A 24,401-nucleotide genomic window follows, 5' to 3' on the forward strand; every position below is an offset into this window, starting at 1 on the left:
CCTAATCTGTTATGGAAGCATTTAGGCTCTTTTTCTCATATTAACCGACAATTCACTGCATTATCTTCCAATTTGCTCAATAATTCACCAATATCAGACAGTGATGGAATTGCTATCACCCTATTCTCTTGTATCCCTATCTCTTGTGCAGGAACGAGACAATAGATCTGCAGTTGCAATGGAAACATACGAAAAAACCGTATACCGATGTGTAGGATACGGCCTCGCCTGGAATAACGAGTAGGGACTTTATACCCACCTCCTTCGCGAATTTCTCATGGATTAATCGCTATCTAAAATTTCAATGGCTTTCTTATATTTATCCACTCTTTTTAAATCACCTTGGGTCGGGTCCTTTATTCGCGACAGATCCAGGTTTTCTTTAAGATCGGCCTTTTTTACGTTCCTGGATATCGGATTCGTGTTCGCTCGTTGAATAAATTCCTCGTAGGTCTCTTCTTCCGTTTTTGTTAATAAACGAATGGCTTCGATGATCTCTCCGGAAAATCCATATTTCTTCAATTCTTCAATGGTCACTTCCGTATCTTCGACCACGTCATGCAGCACCGCAACGATCTTCTCTTCTATGGTTTCCACCCTGTTCATCACCGCCAGCGGGTGCAGAATATAGGGTTTCCCTCCTTTATCGCATTGGCCTTTGTGTGCATGCAAGGCAATTGAAATCGCAACTTCGATATCCAATCTGGTCATCTCCCTTGTTCCGATATCAAGTCTCTTACAAAAAATCATACCCAATCATACCCTTTGAAAGGTAACGTGTTTTGAGTACGTAAACAGGGTACCAGCCGCATATCTCAAGAAAATACACGGATTCTTATGAAAATACAGTTTTCGACGATTAACTTCATTAAATTTGGGTAATGACCTCATATCATTACCATTAGATTTCCAGTGTAGACAGGGAAGGAGGTGATATTGATGAAAGTAGGAATGACATGTTTTTGTGCTTGTTTCCTGGCCATTCTGGGTGTTTTTTCCCTGAATGAAACAGCCGAAGCCCGTGCACTGGATTTGCTGTCTGGCGGAGAAAAGTCCACAGAACAGAATTCCGGGGACACGGCTTTTTTTGATGCCTTAAAGACCCTGCCCAGTGTAGGGGGTACGACGGTGGATGCCTTGGGCGCAGTGGTTGACTCCACGGTTCAGACGGCCTTGCCTGCGGTGCTGAACTCGGCCGCTGATAGTCTTGACACTGTTGTGGATTCTACCGTGAAGACGGCCTTGCCTGCGGTGCTGGAATCGGCCGCTGATAGTCTCGACACTGTGGTGGATTCTACCGTGAAGACGGCCTTGCCTGCAGTGTTGGACTCGGCAGTTGATAGTCTCGACACTGTGGTGGATTCTGCCGTGAAGACGGCCTTGCCTGCAGTGTTGAACTCGGCCGCTGATAGTCTCGACACTGTGGTGGATTCTACCGTGAAGACGGCCTTGCCTGCAGTGTTGAACTCGGCCGCTGATAGTCTCGACACTGTGGTGGATTCTACCGTGAAGACAGCCTTGCCTGCGGTGCTGGACTCGGCAGTTGATAGTCTCGACACTGTTGTGGATTCTACCGTGAAGACAGCCTTGCCTGCGGTGCTGGAATCCACGGTTGATAGTCTCGACACTGTTGTGGATTCTACCGTGAAGACAGCCTTGCCTGCGGTGCTGGAATCCACGGTTGACGGTCTGGGTAAGATTCTGCTACCTGCGGTGAAGCCGGTAATACCAGGTAATACTAAGCCTCCCTGGATGCCAATAGACGTTGCCGGACCAAGCCCCGAATCACCACGGGAAAATGCGCCAGAGATTTCGAGTGCCTTACCGGATCTTGACGCCCCAGTCGGGGTTGAAGCTCATGTGCAGCTTGTGGAGAGTCGGCCAGGAGGAACTTCTCCTGCACCCCATGCTGCCGAACCCCGTATTGAAGCACAACTGCTCCCATTGGAATTGGTTGCAGAGGTGGAGCAATCGTCTTCTGAGAACCCTGTTCCACCAGACAGCGTTTCCGAGGACCGGAACGGTAGTGGGTTGGCTTTATCCGTCCCATCCCAGGATACGGAGTACCAGAATGCTGAAGGACCTGCCTTTGTCCGTAAAATAAAGGTCGGTACGATGCAGATTGCTCCGTCTGATCGGGAAAATAGGCGTCTGAAGCCGGATAAGCCAGTGCGCAGTCATAAACGGGAAATTCCATTGTATCCCAATATTACGGCCGCCGCCAGCCCTTCACAACCTGCTCCAAGCCCAACCGGGACCGGAGGCGGGTCCGTTCATCCCTTAAATCAAATGGTTGGCGTCCTTGCCGACAGCCTCATCATCCAGTCAGGGAGCCAACGTATTTTTGCGAAGGATACTAAGCTGTTCATTCCCAACCGCGCGAATGAACCTCCTATTCAGCCACCGCAGCACATTCTTTTTTCTCTGTTTATGCTTTAACCAAAACGAGAAAAGGAGTGCTGCGTAATGAGGAAAAATAAATTAGCCAAACTTACTTGTGGATTTATTCTGGCCTGCTTGATCATGGGGATGCTGCTGTTTCAGAACAGTGGCCGGGCACAAGCACAAGGTCTTGATTCCCTTTATCCGGGAGAGATAATTGAGAAAAGCATCAGCGATATTATGAACATCGCTCTGCCATCAGACAAGGAGATTACGGCGGCGGCGGATGCGTCTCAGGATTCGCTGGTTGATCTACATTTACATGTCCTGACAGGGGATTCTGCTGAAAACGCAAACAAAGGCGCCTTGATTGAAGCCGACGTGAGCATTCTGGCGGACAACGCCGCTGAACCTGCGAATGCCGGTAACGGCTCACTCGTTAAGGCCGACATCGATGTGTTCTCGGATCATGCGGCAGCGGAAGACAACAGCAGCGGCTTGTTGGTTGAAGCCGACGTAAGCGTTCTGGCGGACAACGCCGCTGAACCTGCGACTGCCGGTAATGGCTCACTCGTTAAGGCCGACATCGATTTGCTCTCGGATCATGCGGCAGCGGAAGACAACAGCAGCGGCTCGTTGGTTGAAGCCGACGTGAGCGTTCTGGCGGACAGCGCCGCTGAACCTTCGACTGCCGTTAATGGCTCACTCGTTAAGGCCGACATCGATGTGCTCTCGGATAAGTCTACCGCGGGAAGCGCAAGCAGCGGCTCATTGATCACAGCGGATGCACGGGTCCTCTCGAGCAGCCCCGTTAAAGGCCTTAAAAACGACTCCCCGCTCAACCTTGATGTGGATCTATTGTCGCATGGTGCAGCATCGGCTGCTAACGGCAATTCGCTGCTCAAGCTCGATGCGGATCTGTTGCCTATCCATCTATTCAGTACCCATTTGGATGATGGAACAGCAGACCTGTCAAATATTGTAGTCGCCTCCATTTGTTTGGATCCGCTTCTGAATGTAAATGTGAACGGAGGCCGCTGCTCTAACGGCAATACGACTGACACGGATACCGATAGTGGAGAAAATGACGGTGGAAACGGCAGCGAAAACGGCGGCGGCGAATCGGGGTCTGATCCGGGCAGCGATTCCGGGACTGAATCTTCTCCTGATCCGGACTCAGGCACTAATTCCGGATCCAGCCATGGTACTGACACTGGAACTGATTCCAGCCATGGTACTGGATCCGGGTCTGACTTCGGAACCGGTTCTTACACTGGCTATGGGTCAGACACTGGCAATAGCTCCGGTTCTGGTTCTGGCACCGGTTCTGGAGATGACTCCGGATCTGCCATTAACAACAGAACGGGCACAGAGACCGGGAACAGTGGCCCGATCGGCAGCAGTGCCGAAACGGGCACGGCCAACGGTTCTGGCACTAACAGCGGAATCGGCGGAAACAGCAGCGCCTATGGAAATATCATTCTGGCAAAGGGGAACGGGATGACCGGCGATAATTTGACCTCTTCCCTGATTCCCGTTAACGCAGGGCCAACAAGCGTAGATGCCGGAACCTTGGAATCATTACCTTTAACTGGTGGCTTGGTCGACCAGAACCTGCTCCTCATCGGAGCCTTGCTTCTCTTTCTCGCTGGCATTGCATTAAGAAGAAAGGAATAGGTCACGTTATGGAAAAAATGCAAAAATTGCGCGAGGAATTGCAGGTGCTGGTTCAGCGGTATGGCATACAAGACTCCAGAGTCATCAGGAAATCGCAGCAGTTGGACAAGTTGATTGTTCAGTATATGAAGAAAGCAGCAATTCCTTCCATTAACTGGCCATCAATGAACAATTTACTTGATAACCATGCAGATCGTCAGTCGCCTCCATCTTTATCTATCGAGGATATACAGTAATAACCGCTTCGCGAAAATCATCCGCGACCTGTCCGCCCTCGTGAACGGGCAGCTCCAAATGAAGCCCACCGGTAACGGATGCTTCAAAAAGACCCCCGGGAGAGACTGCAGTCTCTCCCGTTCTTAAGGAGGCTGCAGGAAAATGAAAGCAACCGGAAACCTTCTCATTCTGGCAGGCATTGGAATCCTGGTTTTTCTGATTGGCGGCGGTTACTGGCAGGCGAAACAGACGGGCCGCTTACTGGAGGAATTTGAACGGCTGCCCTTTCAGGACTTCGATGAGAAGGCACAGGGAAGCGGGGTAGGAGCCGGGGATAAATCGGAGGGCTACACCGGCCCCGTGACTAAACCAGCACCCGACCGGGCCATCATGACGGGCGAGGTTATCGCACTATTGGAAATAGACCAAATTGATTTGAAGGTGCCTGTCGTGCAAGGCGCAGGAGCCAAGCAAATGAGCACGGCCGTCGGCCATCTGGAAAGCAGCGGCGATCTGGGTCAACCGGGTCACAATTTTGCGGTCGCAGGCCATCGGTCCCGAACGTTCGGCCAATTTTTTAACCGTCTTGACGAATTGGAGCTGCAGGACCGGTTTACGATTCGGACACCGAATGAAATCTACACTTATATCGTCATAAATAAAAAGGTCCTCAACCCTTCCGATGTCGATGTCATTCTTCCTGTAGAGGGAAAATCGCTGATCACCCTGATCACTTGCCATCCGCTCCGTTCGAATGAAAAAAGACTAATCGTACAAGCGGAAAAGGTGAACCAGTCCCCCGCGGCAAGCCCTGTATCCGTAGAATCGAACTTCTAAAAGGCTTCCCGGCCAGCCTAATCGTCCTGATCCACTGCGCCATTGACATATTTGCGGATCATGCGAGAAGCTTTAGAACTTGGCCCGATATCGCTTTGCCCGAGTAAGGCTGTATCACATGAAATGAAGCTGCCATAAGCTAATTCCGATTAAAGATAACCAATTTCATCTCGGTCATCTCTTCAACCGCATATTTGATTCCTTCACGCCCAATGCCGCTTTCCTTGACACCGCCGTAAGGCATATGATCCACCCGGAAGGTGGGAATATCATTGATAATCACTCCGCCGACATGCAGCTTATCCGCCGCATCCAATGCCGTGTGGATATGATCGGTGTAGATCCCGGCCTGCAAGCCAAAACGCGAATCATTGACATGTCCGATCGCCTCATCCACGGAAGATACCTTGTTGATGACTACAATCGGCGCAAACGCCTCCTGGCACGACACCTTCAATGCTTGATCCGCATTCAGCAATACCGTTGGCAGCAGCACGCCATCACGCACTTCCCCGCCGATCGCCACAACCGTTCCCTGCTCCTTGGCTTCCTCGATCCATTGCAACACTCTCGCATTCTCTTCTGGCGCGATCAACGCAGACAGGTCCGTTGCCGGATCCAAGGGATCTCCCACAACCAGGCCTTGCGTGAGAGCGACGAACTTCTCCACGAAACGGTCATACTCATCTTCATGCACATAGACGCGCTGCAGGGAAATACAGACTTGACCCTGATTGCTGAACGCTCCCGTTACGCAGCGGGGTACGATCTTGTCCAGGTTGACACCCTTGTCGACAATAACCGCCGCATTCGATCCGAGCTCCAGCGTCACCCGTTTTAATCCTGCTTTGGCGCGTATCCCGATTCCGACTCCGGGACTCCCGGTGAAGGTGATCATGCTGACGCGGTCATCAGTCACAATCCGGTCGCCGACAAGACGGCCGCTGCCTGTTACGACATTCAGCGCCCCCGCAGGCAAGCCGGCCTCATGCAGCAGCTCCGCGATGAAATAAGCGGACAGCGGCGTTTGACCCGCCGGCTTCAATACAATCGTATTGCCGGCTGCGATGGCCGGACCCACTTTGTGGGCAACCAGGTTGAGCGGAAAATTAAACGGCGTGATTGCCCCGATAACACCAAGCGGCTCCCGGGTTGTATATGCAATCCGGCCTTCTCCCCCGGGCGCCGCGTCGAGCGGAATGGTCTCGCCATGGATACGTTTGGCTTCCTCCGCGGCGAATTTGTAAGTCTGAATGGTGCGCTGCACCTCCGCCATGGCTGTCGTCACAGGCTTCGCCGCTTCCAACGCGAGAATCCCGGCCGCTTCTTCAGCGCGTTCGGTCATGAGTAGAGCCAGCTTCTCCAGGATAGCCGCCCGCTTATGAGCCGGCATCGCAGCCATAACCGCTCTAGCCTCATAAGCCGCTTCAATGGCCCGATCTACATCTTCTATGGTCGCTGCAGGAATCTGTGCAATCGGCTCCCCGGAATAAGGAGACTTAAGCTCGGTGCTGGCTGATGCTTCCACCCATTCCCCGTTAATAAACAATCGCTGTTGTTTCATCGATTATGATTCCCCTTTCCTGCTCATTCTTCTCCTAATCCTAACGCAAATGCACCAATTGGGCAAAAAGCATGAACGGACAAGAGAGCTGCAAGAAAACGTCGTGAAATGTAAAATCCAGCCATCAATTTGCGTTCTACGCGTAAGCAAAAATAAGGACTGGCCTGAAGATCATCAAGACTCTTCGGGACAGTCCTTGGACAGGATCCACCTCATTTTAAACCATGTGCATGTTTGAGAATGAGGGAAATATTTTTATTTTGATCCTTGTTGATGGAGTTCACGGAGAGCCCTGTTTTAGGCTTGATCCTCTCCATGGCAGCCAGCGCATCCGGATGGGATACCGTAAAAACGCGGGTTTGTCCGCCCAGCAGAGCCCGGATCCGATGCCCCGCTTGTTCCAGCCCGGTCTCCCGGCTACTGTGCGGACGAATCGCCGTCGTGCCGCTAGTATGCGCATTACTCCGGCCGGCCGAACCTGCATAAGGACTCAGCAATTTGCTTTGCAGGGGATCCACGCCCGATATTCCTTCCCGCTCCGCTCCGATCACAACCTTATCCCCCAGCATCAGAACCTTTACCCCTTGAATCCCATCGTTTTTCAGTACAGCTTCCAGCCTGCCTGATTCTGATTGTCCCTCTTCACTCAGCCCTGAGCTGCCGATCCGGCTGTAAGTCGAGGTGCCCATTCCGCTGTAGGTCGTACCCTTCCGGTTCGTGGTGTGGTATTTGGGCCCGCTATAGCTTGGAATGTACGATATGCCGTTCCATCTCCCGTCATGGCCCTGGTCCGGCGCAGTCTCCATTTGTAATGGCGTCTTCGATTGCACGGATGGTGCGGATGGCGTAGATGGTGCTGTCGAACAAGCCGAGACCAGGAACATCGCGCCTAGCACGGGAACGATTATCTTCAACCCTTTTTTTGCCAAAGGGAACACCTCCCTAAAAAAAATTTTTTCAGTCTTCAGTATTTTCTTAAATGACCATCATTATTTATGGAGGTTATAGGGAATGCTTTTTAATGGCCGCATTTCCCTTGCATGAAATCCGATCGTAACAGGAAAATCACCTGAATAGGAGGTTAACATCATGTCCGATCCCACTACTGATACAACGGAACGCAATGAGGAGCAACCGCCATCAAGCTCGCGCCGAAATTTCCTCAAAGGCACGGGTCTTGCTGTAGGCGGGTTAATTGTAGGAGGCGTCGTCGGCGGACTGATTCGCCCAACGTCGAAAGAGCCGGCAGCTCCATCGCCCGAGACCGGCGGCGGAACTGCCGTAAACTATAATCAAGCGCTTATGTACTTCAACCAGGAACAGTTCCGGATTGTCGATTTGGCCACGGAGCGGCTGTTCCCCAAGGACGACCAGGGACCCGGAGCCCAGGAGCTTGGCGTCGCCTATTATATCGATCACCAGTTGGCCGGCGAGTGGGGCATGAATGGGCGCGAATATATGCAGGGCCCCTTCTTTGCCGGGGAGAAGACGCAAGGGTACCAGGGACATCTGCGGCGGCGGGAGATCTTCGAAATCGCGCTGCGGGAAATGCAGAATTACAGCAACGCCAAATTCGAGAAGGACTTCACCGGTCTGGCTCCCGAAGAGCAGGATACCGTATTGAAAGCTTTTGAAAACGATGAAGTAAAGCTCACGACGATCTCGGCGAGCGGATTCTTCAAAATGTTGTTCAGCAGCACGATGGAAGGGGTCTACGCCGATCCGCTCTATGGCGGCAATGGCGGTATGAGCGGCTGGAAAATGAAAAAATTCCCTGGGAGCCAGATGGCGTACACCGATATTATCGAGAAGGAAGAATTTGTCAACATGCAGCCGGTCAGCTTGCGCGAACATATGGCACAATAATGCAGATGAGGGATTACAATGGCGAAAAAACTACCTAAAGTGGATGTTGTTATTGTCGGTGTCGGTTGGGCAGGCGGCATTATCGCCGCTGAGCTCACGAAAGCCGGTCTAAACTGTGTCGGTCTTGAGCGGGGCAAGGAGCGCAATACCGAGGATTATTATATGGTGCATGATGAACTGCGTTATGCGCTTCGCTTCGAGATGTTTCAAGATCTGTCGAAAGAAACAATCACATTCCGTCCCAACGAGAAAATCCGTGCCCTCCCGATGCGCTCCTACGGTTCATTCCTGCTGGGCGACGGACTGGGAGGCGCGGGCGTACACTGGAATGGCATGACATTCCGTTTCCTGCCCTACGACTTTGAAATTAAGTCCAAGACGATTGAACGTTACGGCAAGAACAAGATTCCAGCAGGCATGACGATTCAGGACTGGGGTATCACTTACGACGAGCTGGAGCCGTATTTCGATAAGTTCGAGAAAATGGCCGGTATTGGTGGAGAGCCCAATCCACTCGGGGGCAAGCGCTCCAGCGGGTATCCGACCGCACCCATGAAAGCTTCGCCCGTGATGAATATGTTTATCGATGCGACGAAGAAGCTCAATTACCACCCGTACATGATGCCTTCGGCCAATCTGTCGGAGTCCTATACGAACCCCGATGGAATAACGCGCGCCGCCTGCCAATACTGCGGCTATTGCGAACGTTTCGGCTGTGAATACGGAGCCAAAGCCGACCCTGTTGTGACCGTAATACCGGTGGCGAAGAAAACCGGCAAGTTCGAGATCCGGACGCATTCCAATGTCAGGCGGATCCTACATAAGGACAATAAAGCCACCGGCGTTATGTACATCGATCTGACAACAGGCGAGGAAATCGAGCAGCCGGCGGATATCGTCGTCGTGACAAGCTACGTGTTCAATAATGCGCGGCTGCTGCTCACCTCCAAGATCGGCAAGCCGTATGATCCGGCAACCGGCAAAGGCGTGATCGGCAAGAACTATGCCTATCAAGTCGAGGCTGCCGCGGCAGTCGGTTTCTTTGAGGAGAAGGAATTCAATCTGTATTCCGGGGCCGGTTCCATGGCGGTGACGCTCGATGATTTCAACGGGGATAATTTTGATCATACGGATCTCAAGTTTATTCACGGAGCGAACATCGCGTATTCGCAGTCGGGCAGCCGTCCGATCGCCAACAATACGGTGCCTCCCGGCACGCCAGGCTGGGGACAAGAATTTAAGACAGCCTCGCTCAAATACTTCAACCGCAACGTCACCGTATGGGCCGAGGGCTCCTGCATGCCGTACCAGCATCATTTCCTGGATCTGGATACCACCTACAAGGATTCGTTTGGCGATCCTTTAATGCGGATTACGTTCGACTTTGAAGAGCGGGACAAGCATATGGTGAAGTTCATGGGTGACAAATGCGGAGATATTCTCAAGGAGATGGGAGCGGATAAGGTCGTTGTCTATAACGAACAGGGACCTTACGAAATCACCAACTATCAATCTACACACAACACGGGCGGCGTCATTATGGGAGCAAGTCCCGACACGTCGGCCGTCAATTCGTACCTGCAGATGTGGGACATGGAAAATGTATTCGTGGTAGGCGCATCCGCCTTCGCTCACAACAGCGGCTACAATCCAACAGGCACTGTCGGGGCTTTGGCCTACCGGGCAGCTGACGGTATTGTGAAGTACAGCAAGAGCGGCGGCATTCTCGTATAACGGATACAAGAACGCCTGCCTGCTTAATCAAGCACCCAGGGCTGTTAGCGGGTTTCCTCTAAACAAGAAACACGCCGTATCCTGCAGACGACTGCAGAATACGGCGTTATTCTTGTTTCCAGCTCTCACTTCATTATATCCTACCGTTAGGCAAGCCTACGGTTTTACGACGGAAACGAGAAACTCATTCCCCGCGGAAATCACCCGTACTTCCGGAGAGAATGCGAAATCTCCCACATAGACGGAGTCACCGATGTTCATGCCGCTAATGTCAAACTCCACGCTTGTCGGCAAATGCTCCGGAAGCGATTCGACTTCAATGAACTCACATTGGATCTGTACCACTCCGCCTTGCTTGGTACCGACCGGCGTACCTTTAAATTTTACGGGAAGCTTGGTGCGCACAATTTCATGAGTTTGCACCAGCTGGAAATCAACATGGATCAGATCCCGCGTTACCGGATCCCGCTGAAGGTCCTCCAGCAGTACGGATACCGGTTCTTTCCCTTCAAGCTGCAGCCCGATGATGCCGGACTCCCCTTGCTTCAACCATTTCTGAAATTCAATTGTGGATAAATGGATCATCTTATTCTCGGCATTCCTGCCAAATACAATGCCTGGCAGCCGGCCTGACCGGCGCAGATTCCGAATCCCCGATGAATTCATTGTATTGCGTTCTTCCGCTTGAAAATGTGTCAGCATGCCATAACCGCTCCTCATCATCATTTGATCTCCATAGGTTTATATCAGCCGTCTGACCTCCCCCGATAGGGGATATAGAGAGAAACATAGCATCACCTCCTTCATAAATTCAGGGAAAAACGCTCGCATACATTTAATGTAAAAATCCCGGTATACGCATGAAGGCACCCCACTTCGAGAAGTGGAATGCCGTCTGATACTCACACCTTAGCATGGAAACGACGCTTTGTCTATCGCAAGGCGTGAGGAACGTTACAAGCGCCAAGCCGCTCACGCCCCTGCCCGTCAATAAACCCCAAAGCGGCAAGCATGAATAAAAGGGAAACACACGATTTATGTCGAAACTCTTTGTATGATGATGCCCACAAAACATGCAGCCAGCCTAAAATACATAGCTATAATTCTATTATTTCTTTCCGTTCTCCTCGGTTTGCGATGGGCTTGGTCCGGGGTGTTTCCCACTTCGGACTTTCCACTGGCGGTCCGCGGCGTACTCGATGCGCGCGGCTGGGACTTGGAGACTTCTCCGTCCATCGCATTAAATGGCGAATGGCAGTTTTACCCCTCTGCTTTTGTTTCGCATGAAAATACGCCGCAAGCAGAAGAAACCTCCCGTTATCTACACGTTCCCGGAAACTGGAGCAGCGCGCTGCATACGGATTCCGGCTCCTCCTACGGGTATGGAACGTACCGGCTTCGCATTCTAATCGACCCGCTGGAGCAGCCTGTTTCCTTCTGGTTCCAGGACATTCAGACTTCTTCGGAAGTCGAATTAAACGGGAGCATTGTTGGTGGATTAGGCCAACCAGCTGCAAACGCGAATGAATATACACCGAGGAGTACGTCTTACACCGCTTCCTATTCGGTAGAAGGCACTACACAGATCGAACTGCTTATTCGCGCTGCGAACTTCGATAGACCCCTGAAAGGCGGGATAACACGTTCCATCCGCTTTGGCTCAGCGGCTACAATCGACTACGTACGATGGTACTCGATCGGATTTCAGTTGGTTGCCTTCGTTATTTTACTGCTTCACGGCTTGTACGCCATGCTCCTTTACTTCTTCAATCCCCAGGAACGGGCGTTGCTTATTACAGGCTTGTTGACGTGGACGGTCGGGATGGCAGTGATTACCGGTCATGATAAACTCCTCTTGTTATGGCTGCCCATCAATTATACGTGGGCGATTAAGATCCGGATTTTCTTTATCTTGTGGCAGAACTTATTTATACTGCTTCTTTTCCGAAGATTGTCATCAGCTCCTCCCCGGAACAAATGGATGCGTGGATACGTTGCCGCACTCGTTTCAGTGACGGGGGTCCTGCTGGCCTCACCCGCTTCATGGGTAAACAACATGAACGACCTCCATGTCTTTACGCTCTTTTATGTTTTTCCATTCGTTTGGTTTCTTTGTATCGTAGGGGAGATGGTCTTCAAGAAACAAGGCGACAAAGACATCGTTTTCCTGCTGCTGACCGCGGTAGGCATTATTTCCAACTTGTTATGGAGTTTGGCGGAGTCTGGCAAAGACGTGGCGCCCGTTTATTACCCGGTCGATATCCTTGCGGCGATGGTCGGATTTTCCGCTTACTGGTTCAAAAAATATTTCCGTCATTCCAGAGAGAACACCAGTCTGAACGAACAGTTAAAAAAAACGGACAAGCTCAAAGACCAATTTCTCGCCAATACGTCCCATGAACTGCGAACGCCGCTTCACGGTATTATGAATATCGCCCAGACCGTCGTTAATAAAGAGAAGGAAACGATGAACGAGAAAAGCCTTAAAGATATGGAACTTCTTATAACCATAAGCCGCCGCATGTCTCATATGCTCGGCGATCTTCTGGATGTCGCAAGGCTCCAGGAACAACGCATCGTGCTGCAGCAAGAGCCTCTGAACATTCAATCGGTCGTGCCCGGCGTAATCGGCATGCTCCGATTTATGATTGAAGGCAAGCCTGTCCAATTCCAAATGAATATCGCCGAATCACTGCCGCCGGTCATGGCCGATGAGAAAAGACTCGTGCAAATTTTGTATAACTTATTGCATAACGCCCTTAAATATACGGAAGAAGGCATGATCAGCGTCTCTGCGGAGAAACGGGACGGACAGGTGCTTATCCACGTTTCGGACACCGGTGTGGGCATCGATGAGGAAGCACAGGCGCGCGTTTTTCTCCCCTATGAACAAGGATCTTACGGAGTGAACGATGGGAGAGGCATCGGACTGGGCCTCAGCATTTGCAAGCAGCTGGTGGAGCTGCACGGCGGTGAATTGACCGTTCGTTCTGAAGAAGGCGCAGGCTCCATCTTTAGTTTTGGCCTGCCGTTAGCGGCCGAATCGAATCTCGACTTGCCGCGCGGCTCTCTTGATTCCCCCCAGTTAGCAGATGGGGCTGAAGAAGCCCGCACGGATTTGATTTATCCAGCCGCCGCATTCGGTGAATTGGCAGCCACCGCATCCGCCCCGCCGCTCTTGGATGAAGGGGCGATCCATATTCTTGTCGTTGATGACGACCCCGTCAACCTTAATGTGCTTGTTGGTATTCTCTCGTCGGAGCCGTACACCGTGACAACCGCCACCTCAGCCCGCGAGGCCTTGGCATTACTCGGAAGCAGGCAGTGGGATCTGCTTATTGCCGATGTTATGATGCCGCAAATGTCGGGGTATGAATTGACGCAGAAAGTGAGAGAGCATTACAACTTATCGGAGCTTCCGGTTCTGCTGCTGACCGCGCGCAGCCAGCCTGCTGACATCTATACCGGATTCTTGTCGGGCGCAAGTGATTATGCGACAAAGCCTGTGGATGCGCTGGAACTCCGCTACCGGATCAGAGCGCTCACCATGCTGAAACAATCTGTAAAGGAACGGTTGCGCATGGAGGCTGCTTACCTGCAAGCGCAAATACGTCCACATTTTCTGTTCAATACGCTGAATTCCATTATGGCGTTAAGCCATATCGATACGGAGAAGATGCGCAAGCTGGGCGATGCCTTTGCATCCTTTTTACGGATCAGCTTTGATTCACTCAACACCGGAGAGCTGATCGAGCTTTCCCGCGAACTGAGGCTTGCCGAAGCTTATTTGTATATTGAAAAAGTCCGGTTTGAGGACCGTTTGTCCATCGTCTGGGACGTGGAACCTCATCTTCAACTGCTGCTTCCTCCGCTTTCCGTACAACCACTGATTGAAAATGCGGTCAAGCATGGAATACTCAGTCAACCCGAGGGCGGTACGGTCCATATTCGGATTGCCCGCCAGAAGAGTTATACGCTTATTGAAATCAAAGACAATGGCAAGGGCATGGAACAGAAGCAGGTTCATCATCTGCTGAATCCCATCATGAAAGGAAAGAATGGAATCGGACTTTCCAATACGAATCGGCGATTAATCCAATTGTACGGCCAGGGCTTATCTATTATCAGCACGCCCAATGAAGGAACAACCGTTTCGTTCATCATCCCCGACGACCTTCGTAACCCGTCTGTGTGACCCTGTTTGCTTCTTAAGAGAAGGCAAACAGGGCTTATTTATGATTCTTTATCCGGATGAAAGGAATGGTTGGCCTGTAATAATACGGTTTCCTTGCGGCCTATGAGACCTGTTTCGATACATAATTCCATTAATTGATGAATCCCGATGAACTGCTGGCGATTCCGCAGGTGAATACGGTCGAGCGCATTTCCGGCGACTTCTTTTACTTTATCTATGCTCTGATGTTCCACGGCTTGGACAAGCTCTTTCATTTTCTCCAAATAATAGACCGTCTTTCGCAAACTGCTGATGAGCAAAACCTGCCTCACATGAACTGGCGTATATAGTCGGTAACCATTATCGGGATCCCTGTCCGGCACGAGAAGTCCTTCTTTTTCCCAATGACGAATCGCTGAGGTTTGCACATTGGTCAGAGAAGCCACTTCCCCGATCGTCATCTCCTGTTTCATCTTCTTATCCCCGACCGATGCTAAATGGGGATCTTGCAGCAGTGCAATCGTCTGATCGGCGATGCTTTTTTCCTCATATAATTTGGCCTGCTCTGCGTTGACAAGCCAGAAAGCCTGATCCAGTTGGGCAGCCTGGATGTGACGAAGCACGTCATACGTAAGCGCGAAGCCGAATCCGGGGATCAAGGCACGGAGGCAACGAAAATAAGCTCTATGCACATTGGTATAAAGACGGTATCCGTTCTCCCCCCGTTCCGGTGAAGGAACGACCCCCCAGGATTCATAATGCCTTAGAGCGCTTGTGCTGATTTGAAGCTCTTGAGCAATCTCTATCGGCTTGTAGTATCGCATCCTCTCACTCCCTGCATCGATAAGTTAAGATAAGCTATACGTTACTCCAAACCTTTCGATGGCCGCAACCTTAAATTAAAACCTTAAAGTGCTTTAAGAAGCTTCGTTCTCCTACTTCCCTGCTGGTTTAGAGGAAATCTACCGATGACTTTCCCACTTGCATGAATGTTGTATATTAATGGGTGTGAAGCTCATAATCAGACATTCAAACGGGAGGATGAAATATGATCAAAGCTATGATGCATGATGGAAACGAAATAGAGATAGAGGTTCAAGGCGAGGGGCCTAATCTGCTGCTTCCGGTAAACCCGCACCCCATCGAAGGGCCGCAGGCCGATGCCATGCTAAGCTGGGGGGCAGACCCGGCTCTTGGACGTTCCCTGATCGAGGGTCTGAGTGATGCATTTCGTGTGATCGCCTTCGATTATGAAGGTCATGTGCTCAGCGCGGCGAAACCTGACACCTTGACGCCAGCCAACATTGCAATGGACCTTCTGTCCATCGCCAATGCGGCAGAAGCCGGGCAATTCGCCTATTACGGTTACTCTTGGCTTGCTCTAAGCGGTATGCAGCTCGCCCTCCGGACGCCCCGGCTCTCGGCGCTTGTTATGGGCGGCTTTCCCCCTGTCGGGGGCCCTTATAAGGAAATGCTGCGCGTCACTACGGCCACTCATGAGATGTCCCGTTCCACACAACAGGTCCCGGAAATCACCTCGAAAGCTGCCGATGAGTTCGACTGGTCCAAGGTTGAGGTTACGATGAGCGAGGCTCAGACTAGACAGTTCGTCACCTTATATCAGGAGCTCCAAGGATTCAATGACCGGGCAGCCCAATCCGGGATTTCTTGTCCCCGTCTGTGTTTTGCAGGAACTGCCGACAAGATTGACTATGGCAAGCGTTGGGGTGATGTACAGGTAAATATCGCCGGGCCACTCTTAGACCGGCGTGAAGAGATTGAAGCCTTCGGATGGGATGTTGCGCTTCTGGAAGGCCTCGATCATACACAAGCCATGCAGGCTGCCAGCGTAATGCCCATCCTGCGCCCTTGGTTGATTTCCAAGTTGAACGGCCATTACTAAAATGGAGGTTGAGTCCCCACAAGCTCACCGAACAATCTCCCTCACAGTACCCCACTGCCAGGGGGCGTTGAGGGATTATCCAATGACCCTGCCGAATGCTTGAACGATATCTTCCCGGAAGGAGGTCCCGGCCAGCTTCCGTATCTCTTCATAAGCTTCGCGTTCGGTCATCGCTTTCCGGTAGGACCTTGGAGTAGTCATGGCCAGGAATACTTCCACAAGCCCCAGCATTTGCGAGAGCGTCGGAATCTGATCTTCTTTGAGCCGGTAAGGATAGCCGGTGCCATTGATCTTCTCATGATGATAGAGGAATGCATGCTGCACCTCCAGAAACCCCGGGACATCCTCGCACAGCTCCTTGGCCATGAAACAATGCTCCTGGACAACTTCCAGCTCGAATTCCGACAGCTTTCCTTCCTTCTCGAACATATAATCCGGGAGCTTCACCCGGCTCACAAAATGCAGCAGCGACAATAAGTCAATCTCCCAATCCTTCGAGGATTGGCCGCCATGCTCTGTCCATAATGCCTTGAGCAGCAGGCTCATCTCGCTTATTTCCTGGCGTGAGGTTTGTGTTTTGCGTTCCCCGACAGGGATGAAGCATTGCAGCATATGAATCACCTGCTGCTTCTGTTGTTGAAAAGCGCGCTCCTCATGCTGTTTCTTTTGTTGATGGCGGGCAATGATGATTATGCCTCCCAGCAGCACGCTGCCGAAAACAAATAAAATGCGCAGCGCCGCAAAAAGCGCCCCAGCATCCCCTTCCACGCCTTGATCCGCCTCGCCAAAGGCCATATACACAATAACGTACAATAAAAAGATAATCGAACAATAACCATACACCCTGGGATGAACGAGCAGACTGCTCAATACCGGGAAGATCAGAAGCATAACCCACATTTGCCCAGGCAGCATCGGATTATAGATCGAACCGGCCACCATAATAAGAAATAAGAACGAGACCACAATAAGCTTGCTAAAGGTGATATAAAGGGTCAGTTTCTTCTGAAAATCGAACATACTCCATGCCAGGATCGCCACAGCCAATGATATCATGATCATTTCCTTGGAATCGAAGCTTCTGCTGTATACCGCATCGATGATTCCAAAAAGGGCCGCCATTGAGGCCATGCCGCCAACCAATAATAAGATCATCTGCTGAACCGGCATCGCCATCAGCTTCTTTATATTCATGGAGGCCCCCCATCGCTGCCCATGAAGTCAGCGTTCTCTTTGGACTGGAAGAAGGTAGATCCGTTCATAACTTCTTGTATGGCCTGCAAAATCTGTTCGGGGTCCGTATCCTTCATCAAATAACCGTCAACCCCCGCTTTCACGGCGCGGTAAATATCTTCGCAATCGTCGAAAGCCGTCAATATAATAATCTTCATAGCCGGATGTTTGGTTTTCAGATAATTGGCAGCCTCAATAATCGATAAACCCGGCATTTTTAAATCCGTGAGCAGCAAATCCGGAAGAAGCTCCTCGGAACGCTCCATCGCTTCATTTCCATCTGCAGCCTCTCCGACAATGGAATAATCGTTCCCGCTATTCAGCAGCATATGCAGACCTAGGCGGGCCGAGGGGCGGTCATCCGCAATAACGACCTTATACATGAGCCAAGCTCCTTTCACGCGGGATATCAGCCATAATGGTTGTCCCTATCGACTCCCCGGAGTGAATGGAGATAGAACCATTTAATGCTTTTATCCGACTGGTCATGCCTTTCATTCCAAACTTGCCTTGATGGGCATCCTCATGATGGTCCTCGATCCCTTTCCCGTCGTCCCTAATCAGAATCGTCCATTGAACGCTCGTGACTTCTAATTTCACTTGGAGCTTCGTTGCTTTGGCATGCTTAATCACATTGTTGGCTGCCTCTTCAATGAAATGATAGATGGTTTCTTCAATTTCGATCCTCTCTTGCGGAATCCAGCCTATATTGTCAAAGACAAGCTCCACACCGGTACCCGTGGTAATTCGCTGAAGCATCCGCTCAATGGCATCCTGGAGATTGAACCTTCTCTTCTCCCCTTTGAGCTCAACGATAAATTTGCGGATATCGCGGTGGCTTTCTTTGACCTTCTTCTCCATCTCCGACAACAAGGGCATGGCCTCGTCCCGGGCGTCCGCAGGAATCAGGCTCTTTAGCTGAAATAACTGAATGGAGAGAAAAAAAAGTTCCTGCGCAATGCCGTCATGAATATTTTGGGCAATATAGTCCCTTTCGATGGCAACGGCGCTATCCTGCTTCTCCTTTACTTGCTTGTTTATGTCGTAGTGGGCCTGGAATTTGATAAGAACCAGCTGAATATAAGCATGCTGCAGGATCGACAGCTCATTTATATCCGCCCGAATCAGCAACCACCCATATTCGTTTCCATTACGATCGCGCAAGGTCCTTACATATAAGGGCGTCTTTTCTCCGATGGGTGAGAGCAAATGGATATATGCCTTAGGAGCGGCTGGGGGGTTTTGTTTCAGTTCATTTCTAAAATAGGTATGCATCCAGCTTTGATCTTGTTCATGCGGACCGGGTGCGCCTACACAGAGCCAAACCTCGCGCTGCTTTAAAATTTTCTTGAGCAGCTCTTCTATGTAACGAATCGCACCTTGATGACTGATTTCCATTTGCATGCGGCTTGAGGAATAGATCATCACTAATATGCGAATATGAGCGGTCATGCTGACGGTGCTGTAATGTGCGGCAGCCGCCGCGCCATAGAAGAGGATAACGTAAACCATGTAAGTCCAGTGAGCGGCCAAATACGCATTCAACGCAATACGCTCGAGTAATGAAAAAAGAAGAGGAATAAATAGAAGAAACATGAATGTGCTCACATAGTAGGTCTTCCATCTTGTAACCTTCTTCAGCATAATCAGGCTGGATAAACTATAAAAGATAAACGGTCCGGCTATCCCCCCGGCAGACCAAAGAAGATAGATTTGGAAGAGCATGTCTATCCCCATAGTGATACGTGCGGCCCGCTCCAGTGATTTGTTCAGAAATACGAAGCTGTAGAGGGCTTGAAGGCTGACCGCTGCCAGCACGAGTCCAGCAGACCCGTTCCCGTTTTCCCCGGAATAGAGGAGAATGCCGATTATTAATAAGATCCAACGGCACCCGATAGATACATATAAACTCGTATGTCTATGCAATAACATTTATATGCTCCTAGATCTTATAATTTGGCGGTAGTCAAATAGTCTCATTTCGTATACAATGGAAATTAGTGTAAAGATAGGTCTAATTAACTAAAAACAGTATAGCATAGTTTTTTACATATGGAGGTTCAATCATGGTAAAAATGATTATTCTCGATGATCATCCGCTCGTTCGGCAAGGCATTCGCATGATCGTATCCTCGGAAAATAAAATAAACATCGTCGGAGAAGCATCCAATGCTAAGGAAGCCTTGAAGCTTATCGTGCAAACGCTGCCGGATCTGGTACTGGTCGATTTGAATTTGGGGGAAGACAAGGGATTGGATTTTATTCAAGATGCCAGAAGGCTTGGACATGATTGCAAATATCTGATCTTGACCTCTTCCGCAACCAAGAGCGAGCTTCAACTGGCACAATCGATGGGAGTGGAAGGCATTTGTCTTAAAGAGGCGCTGCCAGAGGATTTATTATACGCAGTTGATGTTGTAGCACGCGGGCGCAAATATTATGACCCGGTCTTTATGGATTCCCTTATGTATACTGCGCCTACAACCCAGGAGCTCGCATTTGCCGAATTGACCCCCAAAGAGCTTGAAGTTCTGATCGCACTGGGCAAAGGCCGTTCTAATAAAGAAATTGCAAGCAATCTCTTTATTACGGAATTTACGGTCAAAAAACACGTCAGCCAAATATTATCCAAACTGGGTTTGGCAGATCGTACACAAGCTGCCTTATATGCCCTTTCGAAAGGGCTTGTGCAATTTGAACTCTGCTAGGAACAGAGCCTGTGAGTCCTGGCGAAACCCCGGGATGCCCGTCGGACTACAGCTTTAACGGCTTGGAAATGCGATGCATCGGCCAAAGTGACAAAGCGGCATAGCCTCTAATATCGCCGATATGGACAGGTCCCAGCTGAGGGTCTCTGCTGTCCAGGCTTTCACCCAAATTGCGGTTGTCACCTGCAACAAACAGTTCATCGATCCCCATGGTCATCTCTTCCATGTCTTCCGACTGTCCATACGTGTACAGCTCGACCAGCGGCGCTCCATTCACATAGGTAACGCCGTCAACAATCGCGACTTTATCGCCCTCAACGGCAATAACCCTTTTCACGATGCTATAGCCCAATCGGTCCTCTTTGATTACCACGACATCCCCGTATTTAGGGACGCCAAGGAACAATGAAAACTTATTGATCAGCAAAATATTACCGCTCTGCAGCGTGGGGTTCATGGAATTACCGGAAACTTTCACGATGCCGGTCAGATTATTAATGATAATAAATGCGGCTCCCACAATCAGGAAGAACCGTATCCAGCCCCATACGCCCTTCTTCTTCCGAGTCAAGGATGCTCTTTGGCTCTTGACTTCAATTTCTTCCGTCATTCTTCGTGTCACCGCCTGACGATTCATTTCCGTACACAGCGTCCGTGACGGTTGGCGTTTCTAAAGGAATGAATGTCAACTGGGGCTGCACATAGCTTCCTGCGAGTGCATTCATCGCTTCCTGGGCGCTGTCCGTAATTATCTGGAGCTTGTCCAACATTTGCTGGCGGTCCTGCTCATTATCGATATCCATGTTTGCTATCAGAGCTGCTGCATATTGCTTAATGGCCTCCGTATGCAGCCTTTTCTGTTCTTCCGTATACGCATCCAATTCCGTAGCGGACGCCTGAAGTCGAAGCTGCAATTCTTCCTTTAACAGGATCTTCTGCTTATCGGTCTCAGACTGTATGGATTGTCCCAGGCTCTCCATGACGATTTCCGTCTTCTTGTTGAACCAGGACTGGAGCAAACCTGCAAGGTCTATGTCTGCATAAGCAATACCCGTTGTCGCCGTGAAGGCGATGGTTAAAGAAACAATTCCAGCTGCGATTTTTTTCTTGGGCCACGCCATCTTACGTTCTTCCTTCTTCCTCATTCCATCTGCAGCTCCTTCCCAATCTGGTGGCAAAGTTAGTTTCTTCCCTTAGACCTTATAGAGATGTATAAGAGTGACACCTATGAATTCTATAAGGTTTAAAAAAATAACCGGGAAGCCCTGTTACAGGGCTTCCTTCGGTTTTACTCGCCATGTTGGAGACTAGTTGATCCCTTGAACGATGGCATCCAATTCATTCAAGCTGTTAGCAAGCACCACTGCGCCTTTAGCTGCGATTTCAGCTTTTGCTGCTGCAACGCCGTTATCCGTCAGAACCTTCAGCTCAGCTTCCAGTGCAGCGATTTTGTTATCCAGGTTTGATTTGATTTCGTTCGTTGCTTCTGTTTGCTCTGCTGCAAGCAGCGCGCTCAGCTCTGATTTTGCCGCACTGATTTTATCATTCAATGCCTGAACAGCCGCCGTTTGAGTCGGAGCTACTTCTGTATCAAGTCGATTAAGGTACGTTTCTTTGTGGTTTTTAATCGCATTTGTCAGATCCTTCTTATTTTGCACACCGATTCCGGCAATTGCCGTATTTGTATCCGAATTCGTTGCAGATACGACTGCATCATACTCAGCCGGCATATTGCTTGCGATAGCAGCTTGTGCCGTGTTGATTTGGCCGGTATACTCATTTACCTGGTTATTGATCGATTGGTTTATGCTTGCCACTTGCGCTCTTCCGGCATCTCTGATATCTCTTTGAGCCTGGCCTTTCAACTCGCCAACAGCAGTTGCATGAGCTGTTGTTTGAGCTGTGTAGTAGCTTGCAAAGTCTCCAGCAATAACGTTCTTCACGGCAGCCGAAGCTGTGTTATACCAGCCTTGCAATTGTGTGCCTGCATTGGTTGCTGCGAATACAGATCCCATGGAAGCTACCATTCCAACAACGACTACCCCGGCTGCTACTTTGTTTTTCATCTTCATTCTTGTCAATCTCCTTTTTTTGAGTTTATTGGTTTAATCATTTAGACTCTTTGATTCTAATTGCTGTCTGCACGGCCTTCGCCGCCATCTAACTGCTGTGTTAATTGTTCGATGGTGTCCTCAGCAAATTTCTCGAGCTCATCACTGCTCTTGCTAGTCGCCGTACTTATGTAAGGATCAAGCTTCTGATTCTTGATGGCTTCGGATAGTTCATTCATCTTTTGCTCCATTTGAACCCTGTAAGCTTCGCTGGCGGATTGAATGCCCGTTATAACCTCTTTACTGCCGGCATCCAGCGTCTTTGCCAGGTTCTCATCGGCGTGTTCTGCCAAGCCGCTTGATGAATGCTTCACCCTCTGCGTGGCTTTCTCCAGTCCTTGCACAACGGTCGAGTGAACCATTCGATCGTTAAGCTGATGCGATCTGGCCTTGTACCAATCTTGTAAAATCAAACCTGCGTTCGACTGTGCATACACGCTGCCAATCGCAAGAAAAGCGCTGATTCCCACTGAAGCGACAATCAATGTATAGGATTTTCGTTTCACATGAGGTGGCCTCCCTTTTGATCATCAACCTGTCCGCTGAAGCAAGTATAACGTGGATGAGCAATCGATACGTCAGCCATGAGTGTGATTGTTTCGGCTCCCTTAGAGGGGCACTATGGTATACTTTCGTACCAGAAGAGAGATGCTGATTCCTGATGGAATTTATCCTGACCTTTCCTATCGTTGCTTTTCATTTACTTGAATCAATTTCATTAATTAGAAAATAACGCTTTATTTACACTACATGTAGTTTTGTTGGAAATATACAATCAACATATTGTGAAAGATTAAGCTGAATATGCAATTATGAAATTGATTTCACTTACTATAGAATATTTCAGCTCTTACGCGGGACAACTTATTCAGCTATACTTTTTATAGTATGCGCACAAAAAGCGTGTATGGATTGCTTATTCAAAAAGGAGGACTTTGTTCATGAAAACTATGAAACTTGGAACCAGCTCATTGGAGGTTCCGGTCGTTGCAGTCGGCTGCATGCGGATTGATTCGCTGAACAAAGCGGAGGCTGAACAATTTATTCAGACTGCGCTGGAACAAGGCGCCAATTTCTTCGATCATGCGGACATATACGGGGCAGGTGCCTGCGAGGAAAAATTTGCGGATGCCATTCAGATGAATGAGAGCATTCGCGAGAAGATCATTCTGCAATCCAAATGCGGCATTCGCAAGGGTATGTTCGACTTCTCCAAAGAACATATTCTGGAGTCCGTAGACGGCATTCTCAAGCGGCTGAAAACCGACTATCTGGACATTCTCCTTCTGCACCGTCCGGATACGCTGGTAGAACCGGATGAAGTAGCGGAAGCGTTCAACACGCTTGAAAGCTCAGGCAAGGTGCGGCATTTCGGCGTTTCCAATCAGACGCCCATGCAGATCCAATTGCTGAAGAAGTCTGTCAAGCAGCCGCTTGTTACCAATCAGCTTCAATTAAGCATCACCAACGCCACGATGATCTCCAGCGGATTTAATGTCAATATGCAAAATGATGCGGCGGTGCACCGGGACGGCAGCGTGCTGGATTATTGCCGGCTGAACGATATCACCATTCAGCCCTGGTCGCCGTTCCAATACGGGTTCTTTGAAGGCGTGTTCCTCGGAAATGATAAATTCCCGGAGTTGAACAAGGTTATCGATGAAATAGCCGACAAATATGAAGTCAGTAATACGACGATTGCCATCGCATGGCTGCTGCGTCACCCCGCACATATGCAGCCGGTTACCGGCACGATGAATATCGAGCGCTTGATCGATTGCTGCAAAGCAAGCGAAGTCCAGCTTTCCCGTGAAGATTGGTATGCCATCTATCGCGGGGCAGGAAATGTGCTTCCATAACCAAACAGGATGGGATTACAACAACAGGGCAAAACAAAGCAACCTCAGGTCTTCGCGGACTGGGGTTGCTTTGTTTTGGAGAAGGAGAATCATCAATGGGACTATGCCCGCGTGACGCCATTAAAGCACCGGGCTGA

Annotated in this window: 22 protein-coding genes; 10 read left to right on the forward strand and 12 right to left on the reverse strand. The window is 50.1% G+C overall.

The features are described from left to right. Positions 1 to 282 precede the first annotated feature (282 nt). Positions 283 to 702 (reverse strand): GTP pyrophosphokinase, encoded by a 420-nt coding sequence (locus IEY46_RS28200; protein ID WP_229750600.1) that lies wholly within the window; start codon positions 700 to 702, stop codon positions 283 to 285. Positions 703 to 951: 249 nt separating this feature from the next. Here IEY46_RS28200 and IEY46_RS28205 point away from each other — a divergent pair, with 249 nt between their 5' ends. The 4 genes from IEY46_RS28205 to IEY46_RS28220 all read left to right on the forward strand — a co-directional run bounded on the left by IEY46_RS28205 (position 952) and on the right by IEY46_RS28220 (position 5,112). Further along, positions 952 to 2,439 carry a hypothetical protein gene (locus tag IEY46_RS28205; RefSeq protein ID WP_188997458.1) on the forward strand — a complete coding sequence of 496 codons (1,488 nt, stop codon included), beginning with the start codon at positions 952 to 954 and terminating at the stop codon, positions 2,437 to 2,439. 27 nt (positions 2,440 to 2,466) lie between these two features. Continuing rightward, positions 2,467 to 4,059, forward strand: coding sequence for an LPXTG cell wall anchor domain-containing protein (locus IEY46_RS28210; RefSeq protein WP_188997460.1), 1,593 nt, complete (start codon positions 2,467 to 2,469; stop codon positions 4,057 to 4,059). 8 nt (positions 4,060 to 4,067) lie between these two features. After that, a complete protein-coding gene (locus IEY46_RS28215) occupies positions 4,068 to 4,295 on the forward strand; it encodes an aspartyl-phosphate phosphatase Spo0E family protein (RefSeq protein WP_188997463.1) in 228 nt (75 codons plus the stop codon). 142 nt (positions 4,296 to 4,437) lie between these two features. Continuing rightward, the gene (locus tag IEY46_RS28220) at positions 4,438 to 5,112 is read left to right on the forward strand and encodes a class D sortase (protein WP_188997464.1); all 675 of its coding nucleotides are present in this window, start codon (positions 4,438 to 4,440) and stop codon (positions 5,110 to 5,112) included. Between the two features lie 139 nt (positions 5,113 to 5,251). Here IEY46_RS28220 and IEY46_RS28225 read toward each other — a convergent pair whose 3' ends face one another. After that, positions 5,252 to 6,676 carry an aldehyde dehydrogenase family protein gene (locus tag IEY46_RS28225; RefSeq protein ID WP_188997466.1) on the reverse strand — a complete coding sequence of 475 codons (1,425 nt, stop codon included), beginning with the start codon at positions 6,674 to 6,676 and terminating at the stop codon, positions 5,252 to 5,254. 212 nt (positions 6,677 to 6,888) lie between these two features. Then, positions 6,889 to 7,605, reverse strand: coding sequence for a hypothetical protein (locus IEY46_RS28230; RefSeq protein ID WP_188997468.1), 717 nt, complete (start codon positions 7,603 to 7,605; stop codon positions 6,889 to 6,891). Positions 7,606 to 7,765: 160 nt separating this feature from the next. Here IEY46_RS28230 and IEY46_RS28235 point away from each other — a divergent pair, with 160 nt between their 5' ends. Continuing rightward, the gene (locus IEY46_RS28235; protein WP_188997469.1) at positions 7,766 to 8,542 is read left to right on the forward strand and encodes a gluconate 2-dehydrogenase subunit 3 family protein; all 777 of its coding nucleotides are present in this window, start codon (positions 7,766 to 7,768) and stop codon (positions 8,540 to 8,542) included. An 18-nt stretch (positions 8,543 to 8,560) separates the two neighbouring features. Beyond that, positions 8,561 to 10,276 (forward strand): GMC family oxidoreductase, encoded by a 1,716-nt coding sequence (locus IEY46_RS28240; protein WP_188997471.1) that lies wholly within the window; start codon positions 8,561 to 8,563, stop codon positions 10,274 to 10,276. Between the two features lie 156 nt (positions 10,277 to 10,432). Here IEY46_RS28240 and IEY46_RS28245 read toward each other — a convergent pair whose 3' ends face one another. After that, a complete protein-coding gene (locus tag IEY46_RS28245; RefSeq protein ID WP_188997473.1) occupies positions 10,433 to 10,978 on the reverse strand; it encodes a 50S ribosomal protein L25 in 546 nt (181 codons plus the stop codon). Positions 10,979 to 11,333: 355 nt separating this feature from the next. On the opposite strand from IEY46_RS28245, the gene IEY46_RS28250 reads away from it, so the two are divergent. Beyond that, positions 11,334 to 14,471, forward strand: coding sequence for a hybrid sensor histidine kinase/response regulator (locus IEY46_RS28250; protein WP_373288910.1), 3,138 nt, complete (start codon positions 11,334 to 11,336; stop codon positions 14,469 to 14,471). 38 nt (positions 14,472 to 14,509) lie between these two features. Here IEY46_RS28250 and IEY46_RS28255 read toward each other — a convergent pair whose 3' ends face one another. After that, positions 14,510 to 15,274 (reverse strand): MerR family transcriptional regulator, encoded by a 765-nt coding sequence (locus IEY46_RS28255; RefSeq protein ID WP_188997476.1) that lies wholly within the window; start codon positions 15,272 to 15,274, stop codon positions 14,510 to 14,512. Positions 15,275 to 15,498: 224 nt separating this feature from the next. Between IEY46_RS28255 and IEY46_RS28260 the strand changes: the two genes are divergently transcribed. Further along, entirely contained in the window at positions 15,499 to 16,353 is an 855-nt protein-coding gene (locus tag IEY46_RS28260) for an alpha/beta fold hydrolase (RefSeq protein WP_188997478.1), read from the forward strand. A 75-nt stretch (positions 16,354 to 16,428) separates the two neighbouring features. Here the strand turns inward: IEY46_RS28260 and IEY46_RS28265 are convergent, their stop codons facing one another. From IEY46_RS28265 to IEY46_RS28275, 3 genes are read right to left on the reverse strand one after another with little or no spacing between them, the layout of a single operon-like run. Further along, positions 16,429 to 17,547: an HD-GYP domain-containing protein gene (locus IEY46_RS28265; protein ID WP_188997480.1), complete on the reverse strand. Its 1,119-nt coding sequence runs from the start codon at positions 17,545 to 17,547 to the stop codon at positions 16,429 to 16,431. Beyond that, on the reverse strand, positions 17,544 to 17,969 hold the full coding sequence (locus IEY46_RS28270) for a response regulator (protein WP_188997482.1): 426 nt from the start codon (positions 17,967 to 17,969) through the stop codon (positions 17,544 to 17,546). The genes IEY46_RS28265 and IEY46_RS28270 overlap by 4 nt, the downstream gene beginning before the upstream one ends. Continuing rightward, positions 17,962 to 19,518 (reverse strand): sensor histidine kinase, encoded by a 1,557-nt coding sequence (locus IEY46_RS28275; protein ID WP_188997483.1) that lies wholly within the window; start codon positions 19,516 to 19,518, stop codon positions 17,962 to 17,964. Before IEY46_RS28275 ends, IEY46_RS28270 begins: the two co-directional genes overlap by 8 nt. A 134-nt stretch (positions 19,519 to 19,652) precedes the next feature. Here IEY46_RS28275 and IEY46_RS28280 point away from each other — a divergent pair, with 134 nt between their 5' ends. Beyond that, positions 19,653 to 20,294, forward strand: coding sequence for a response regulator (locus tag IEY46_RS28280; protein WP_188997485.1), 642 nt, complete (start codon positions 19,653 to 19,655; stop codon positions 20,292 to 20,294). 46 nt (positions 20,295 to 20,340) lie between these two features. On the opposite strand, the gene lepB is transcribed toward IEY46_RS28280, so the two are convergent. From lepB to IEY46_RS28300, 4 genes are all read right to left on the reverse strand, one after another. Then, positions 20,341 to 20,904 (reverse strand): signal peptidase I, encoded by a 564-nt coding sequence (lepB, locus tag IEY46_RS28285; RefSeq protein WP_188997486.1) that lies wholly within the window; start codon positions 20,902 to 20,904, stop codon positions 20,341 to 20,343. Beyond that, positions 20,888 to 21,439 (reverse strand): hypothetical protein, encoded by a 552-nt coding sequence (locus IEY46_RS28290; protein ID WP_188997488.1) that lies wholly within the window; start codon positions 21,437 to 21,439, stop codon positions 20,888 to 20,890. The genes lepB and IEY46_RS28290 overlap by 17 nt, the downstream gene beginning before the upstream one ends. 162 nt (positions 21,440 to 21,601) lie before the next feature. Then, complete coding sequence (locus tag IEY46_RS28295) at positions 21,602 to 22,366, reverse strand: hypothetical protein (RefSeq protein WP_188997490.1); 765 nt, start codon at positions 22,364 to 22,366, stop codon at positions 21,602 to 21,604. A 56-nt stretch (positions 22,367 to 22,422) separates the two neighbouring features. Then, the gene (locus tag IEY46_RS28300; RefSeq protein ID WP_188997491.1) at positions 22,423 to 22,911 is read right to left on the reverse strand and encodes a hypothetical protein; all 489 of its coding nucleotides are present in this window, start codon (positions 22,909 to 22,911) and stop codon (positions 22,423 to 22,425) included. Positions 22,912 to 23,346: 435 nt separating this feature from the next. Here IEY46_RS28300 and IEY46_RS28305 point away from each other — a divergent pair, with 435 nt between their 5' ends. Next, a complete protein-coding gene (locus tag IEY46_RS28305; RefSeq protein WP_188997493.1) occupies positions 23,347 to 24,264 on the forward strand; it encodes an aldo/keto reductase in 918 nt (305 codons plus the stop codon). Positions 24,265 to 24,401 lie beyond the last annotated feature (137 nt).

This window comes from Paenibacillus nasutitermitis (assembly GCF_014641075.1).
Taxonomy (GTDB): Bacteria; Bacillota; Bacilli; order Paenibacillales; family Paenibacillaceae; genus Paenibacillus_Z; species Paenibacillus_Z nasutitermitis.

Excerpts from the sequence above, each read along its gene's own strand:
- IEY46_RS28205 (WP_188997458.1), top strand. The coding sequence starts at position 952 with ATGACATGTTTTTGTGCTTGTTTCCTGGCCATTCTGGGTGTTTTTTCC.
- IEY46_RS28210 (WP_188997460.1), top strand. The coding sequence starts at position 2,467 with ATGAGGAAAAATAAATTAGCCAAACTTACTTGTGGATTTATTCTGGCC.
- IEY46_RS28215 (WP_188997463.1), top strand. The coding sequence starts at position 4,068 with ATGGAAAAAATGCAAAAATTGCGCGAGGAATTGCAGGTGCTGGTTCAG.
- IEY46_RS28220 (WP_188997464.1), top strand. The coding sequence starts at position 4,438 with ATGAAAGCAACCGGAAACCTTCTCATTCTGGCAGGCATTGGAATCCTG.
- IEY46_RS28225 (WP_188997466.1), bottom strand. The coding sequence starts at position 6,676 with ATGAAACAACAGCGATTGTTTATTAACGGGGAATGGGTGGAAGCATCA.
- IEY46_RS28235 (WP_188997469.1), top strand. The coding sequence starts at position 7,766 with ATGTCCGATCCCACTACTGATACAACGGAACGCAATGAGGAGCAACCG.
- IEY46_RS28240 (WP_188997471.1), top strand. The coding sequence starts at position 8,561 with ATGGCGAAAAAACTACCTAAAGTGGATGTTGTTATTGTCGGTGTCGGT.
- IEY46_RS28245 (WP_188997473.1), bottom strand. The coding sequence starts at position 10,978 with ATGCTGACACATTTTCAAGCGGAAGAACGCAATACAATGAATTCATCG.
- IEY46_RS28250 (WP_373288910.1), top strand. The coding sequence starts at position 11,334 with ATGATGCCCACAAAACATGCAGCCAGCCTAAAATACATAGCTATAATT.
- IEY46_RS28255 (WP_188997476.1), bottom strand. The coding sequence starts at position 15,274 with ATGCGATACTACAAGCCGATAGAGATTGCTCAAGAGCTTCAAATCAGC.
- IEY46_RS28260 (WP_188997478.1), top strand. The coding sequence starts at position 15,499 with ATGATCAAAGCTATGATGCATGATGGAAACGAAATAGAGATAGAGGTT.
- IEY46_RS28265 (WP_188997480.1), bottom strand. The coding sequence starts at position 17,547 with ATGAATATAAAGAAGCTGATGGCGATGCCGGTTCAGCAGATGATCTTA.
- IEY46_RS28270 (WP_188997482.1), bottom strand. The coding sequence starts at position 17,969 with ATGTATAAGGTCGTTATTGCGGATGACCGCCCCTCGGCCCGCCTAGGT.
- IEY46_RS28275 (WP_188997483.1), bottom strand. The coding sequence starts at position 19,518 with ATGTTATTGCATAGACATACGAGTTTATATGTATCTATCGGGTGCCGT.
- IEY46_RS28280 (WP_188997485.1), top strand. The coding sequence starts at position 19,653 with ATGGTAAAAATGATTATTCTCGATGATCATCCGCTCGTTCGGCAAGGC.
- lepB (WP_188997486.1), bottom strand. The coding sequence starts at position 20,904 with ATGACGGAAGAAATTGAAGTCAAGAGCCAAAGAGCATCCTTGACTCGG.
- IEY46_RS28290 (WP_188997488.1), bottom strand. The coding sequence starts at position 21,439 with ATGAGGAAGAAGGAAGAACGTAAGATGGCGTGGCCCAAGAAAAAAATC.
- IEY46_RS28295 (WP_188997490.1), bottom strand. The coding sequence starts at position 22,366 with ATGAAGATGAAAAACAAAGTAGCAGCCGGGGTAGTCGTTGTTGGAATG.
- IEY46_RS28305 (WP_188997493.1), top strand. The coding sequence starts at position 23,347 with ATGAAAACTATGAAACTTGGAACCAGCTCATTGGAGGTTCCGGTCGTT.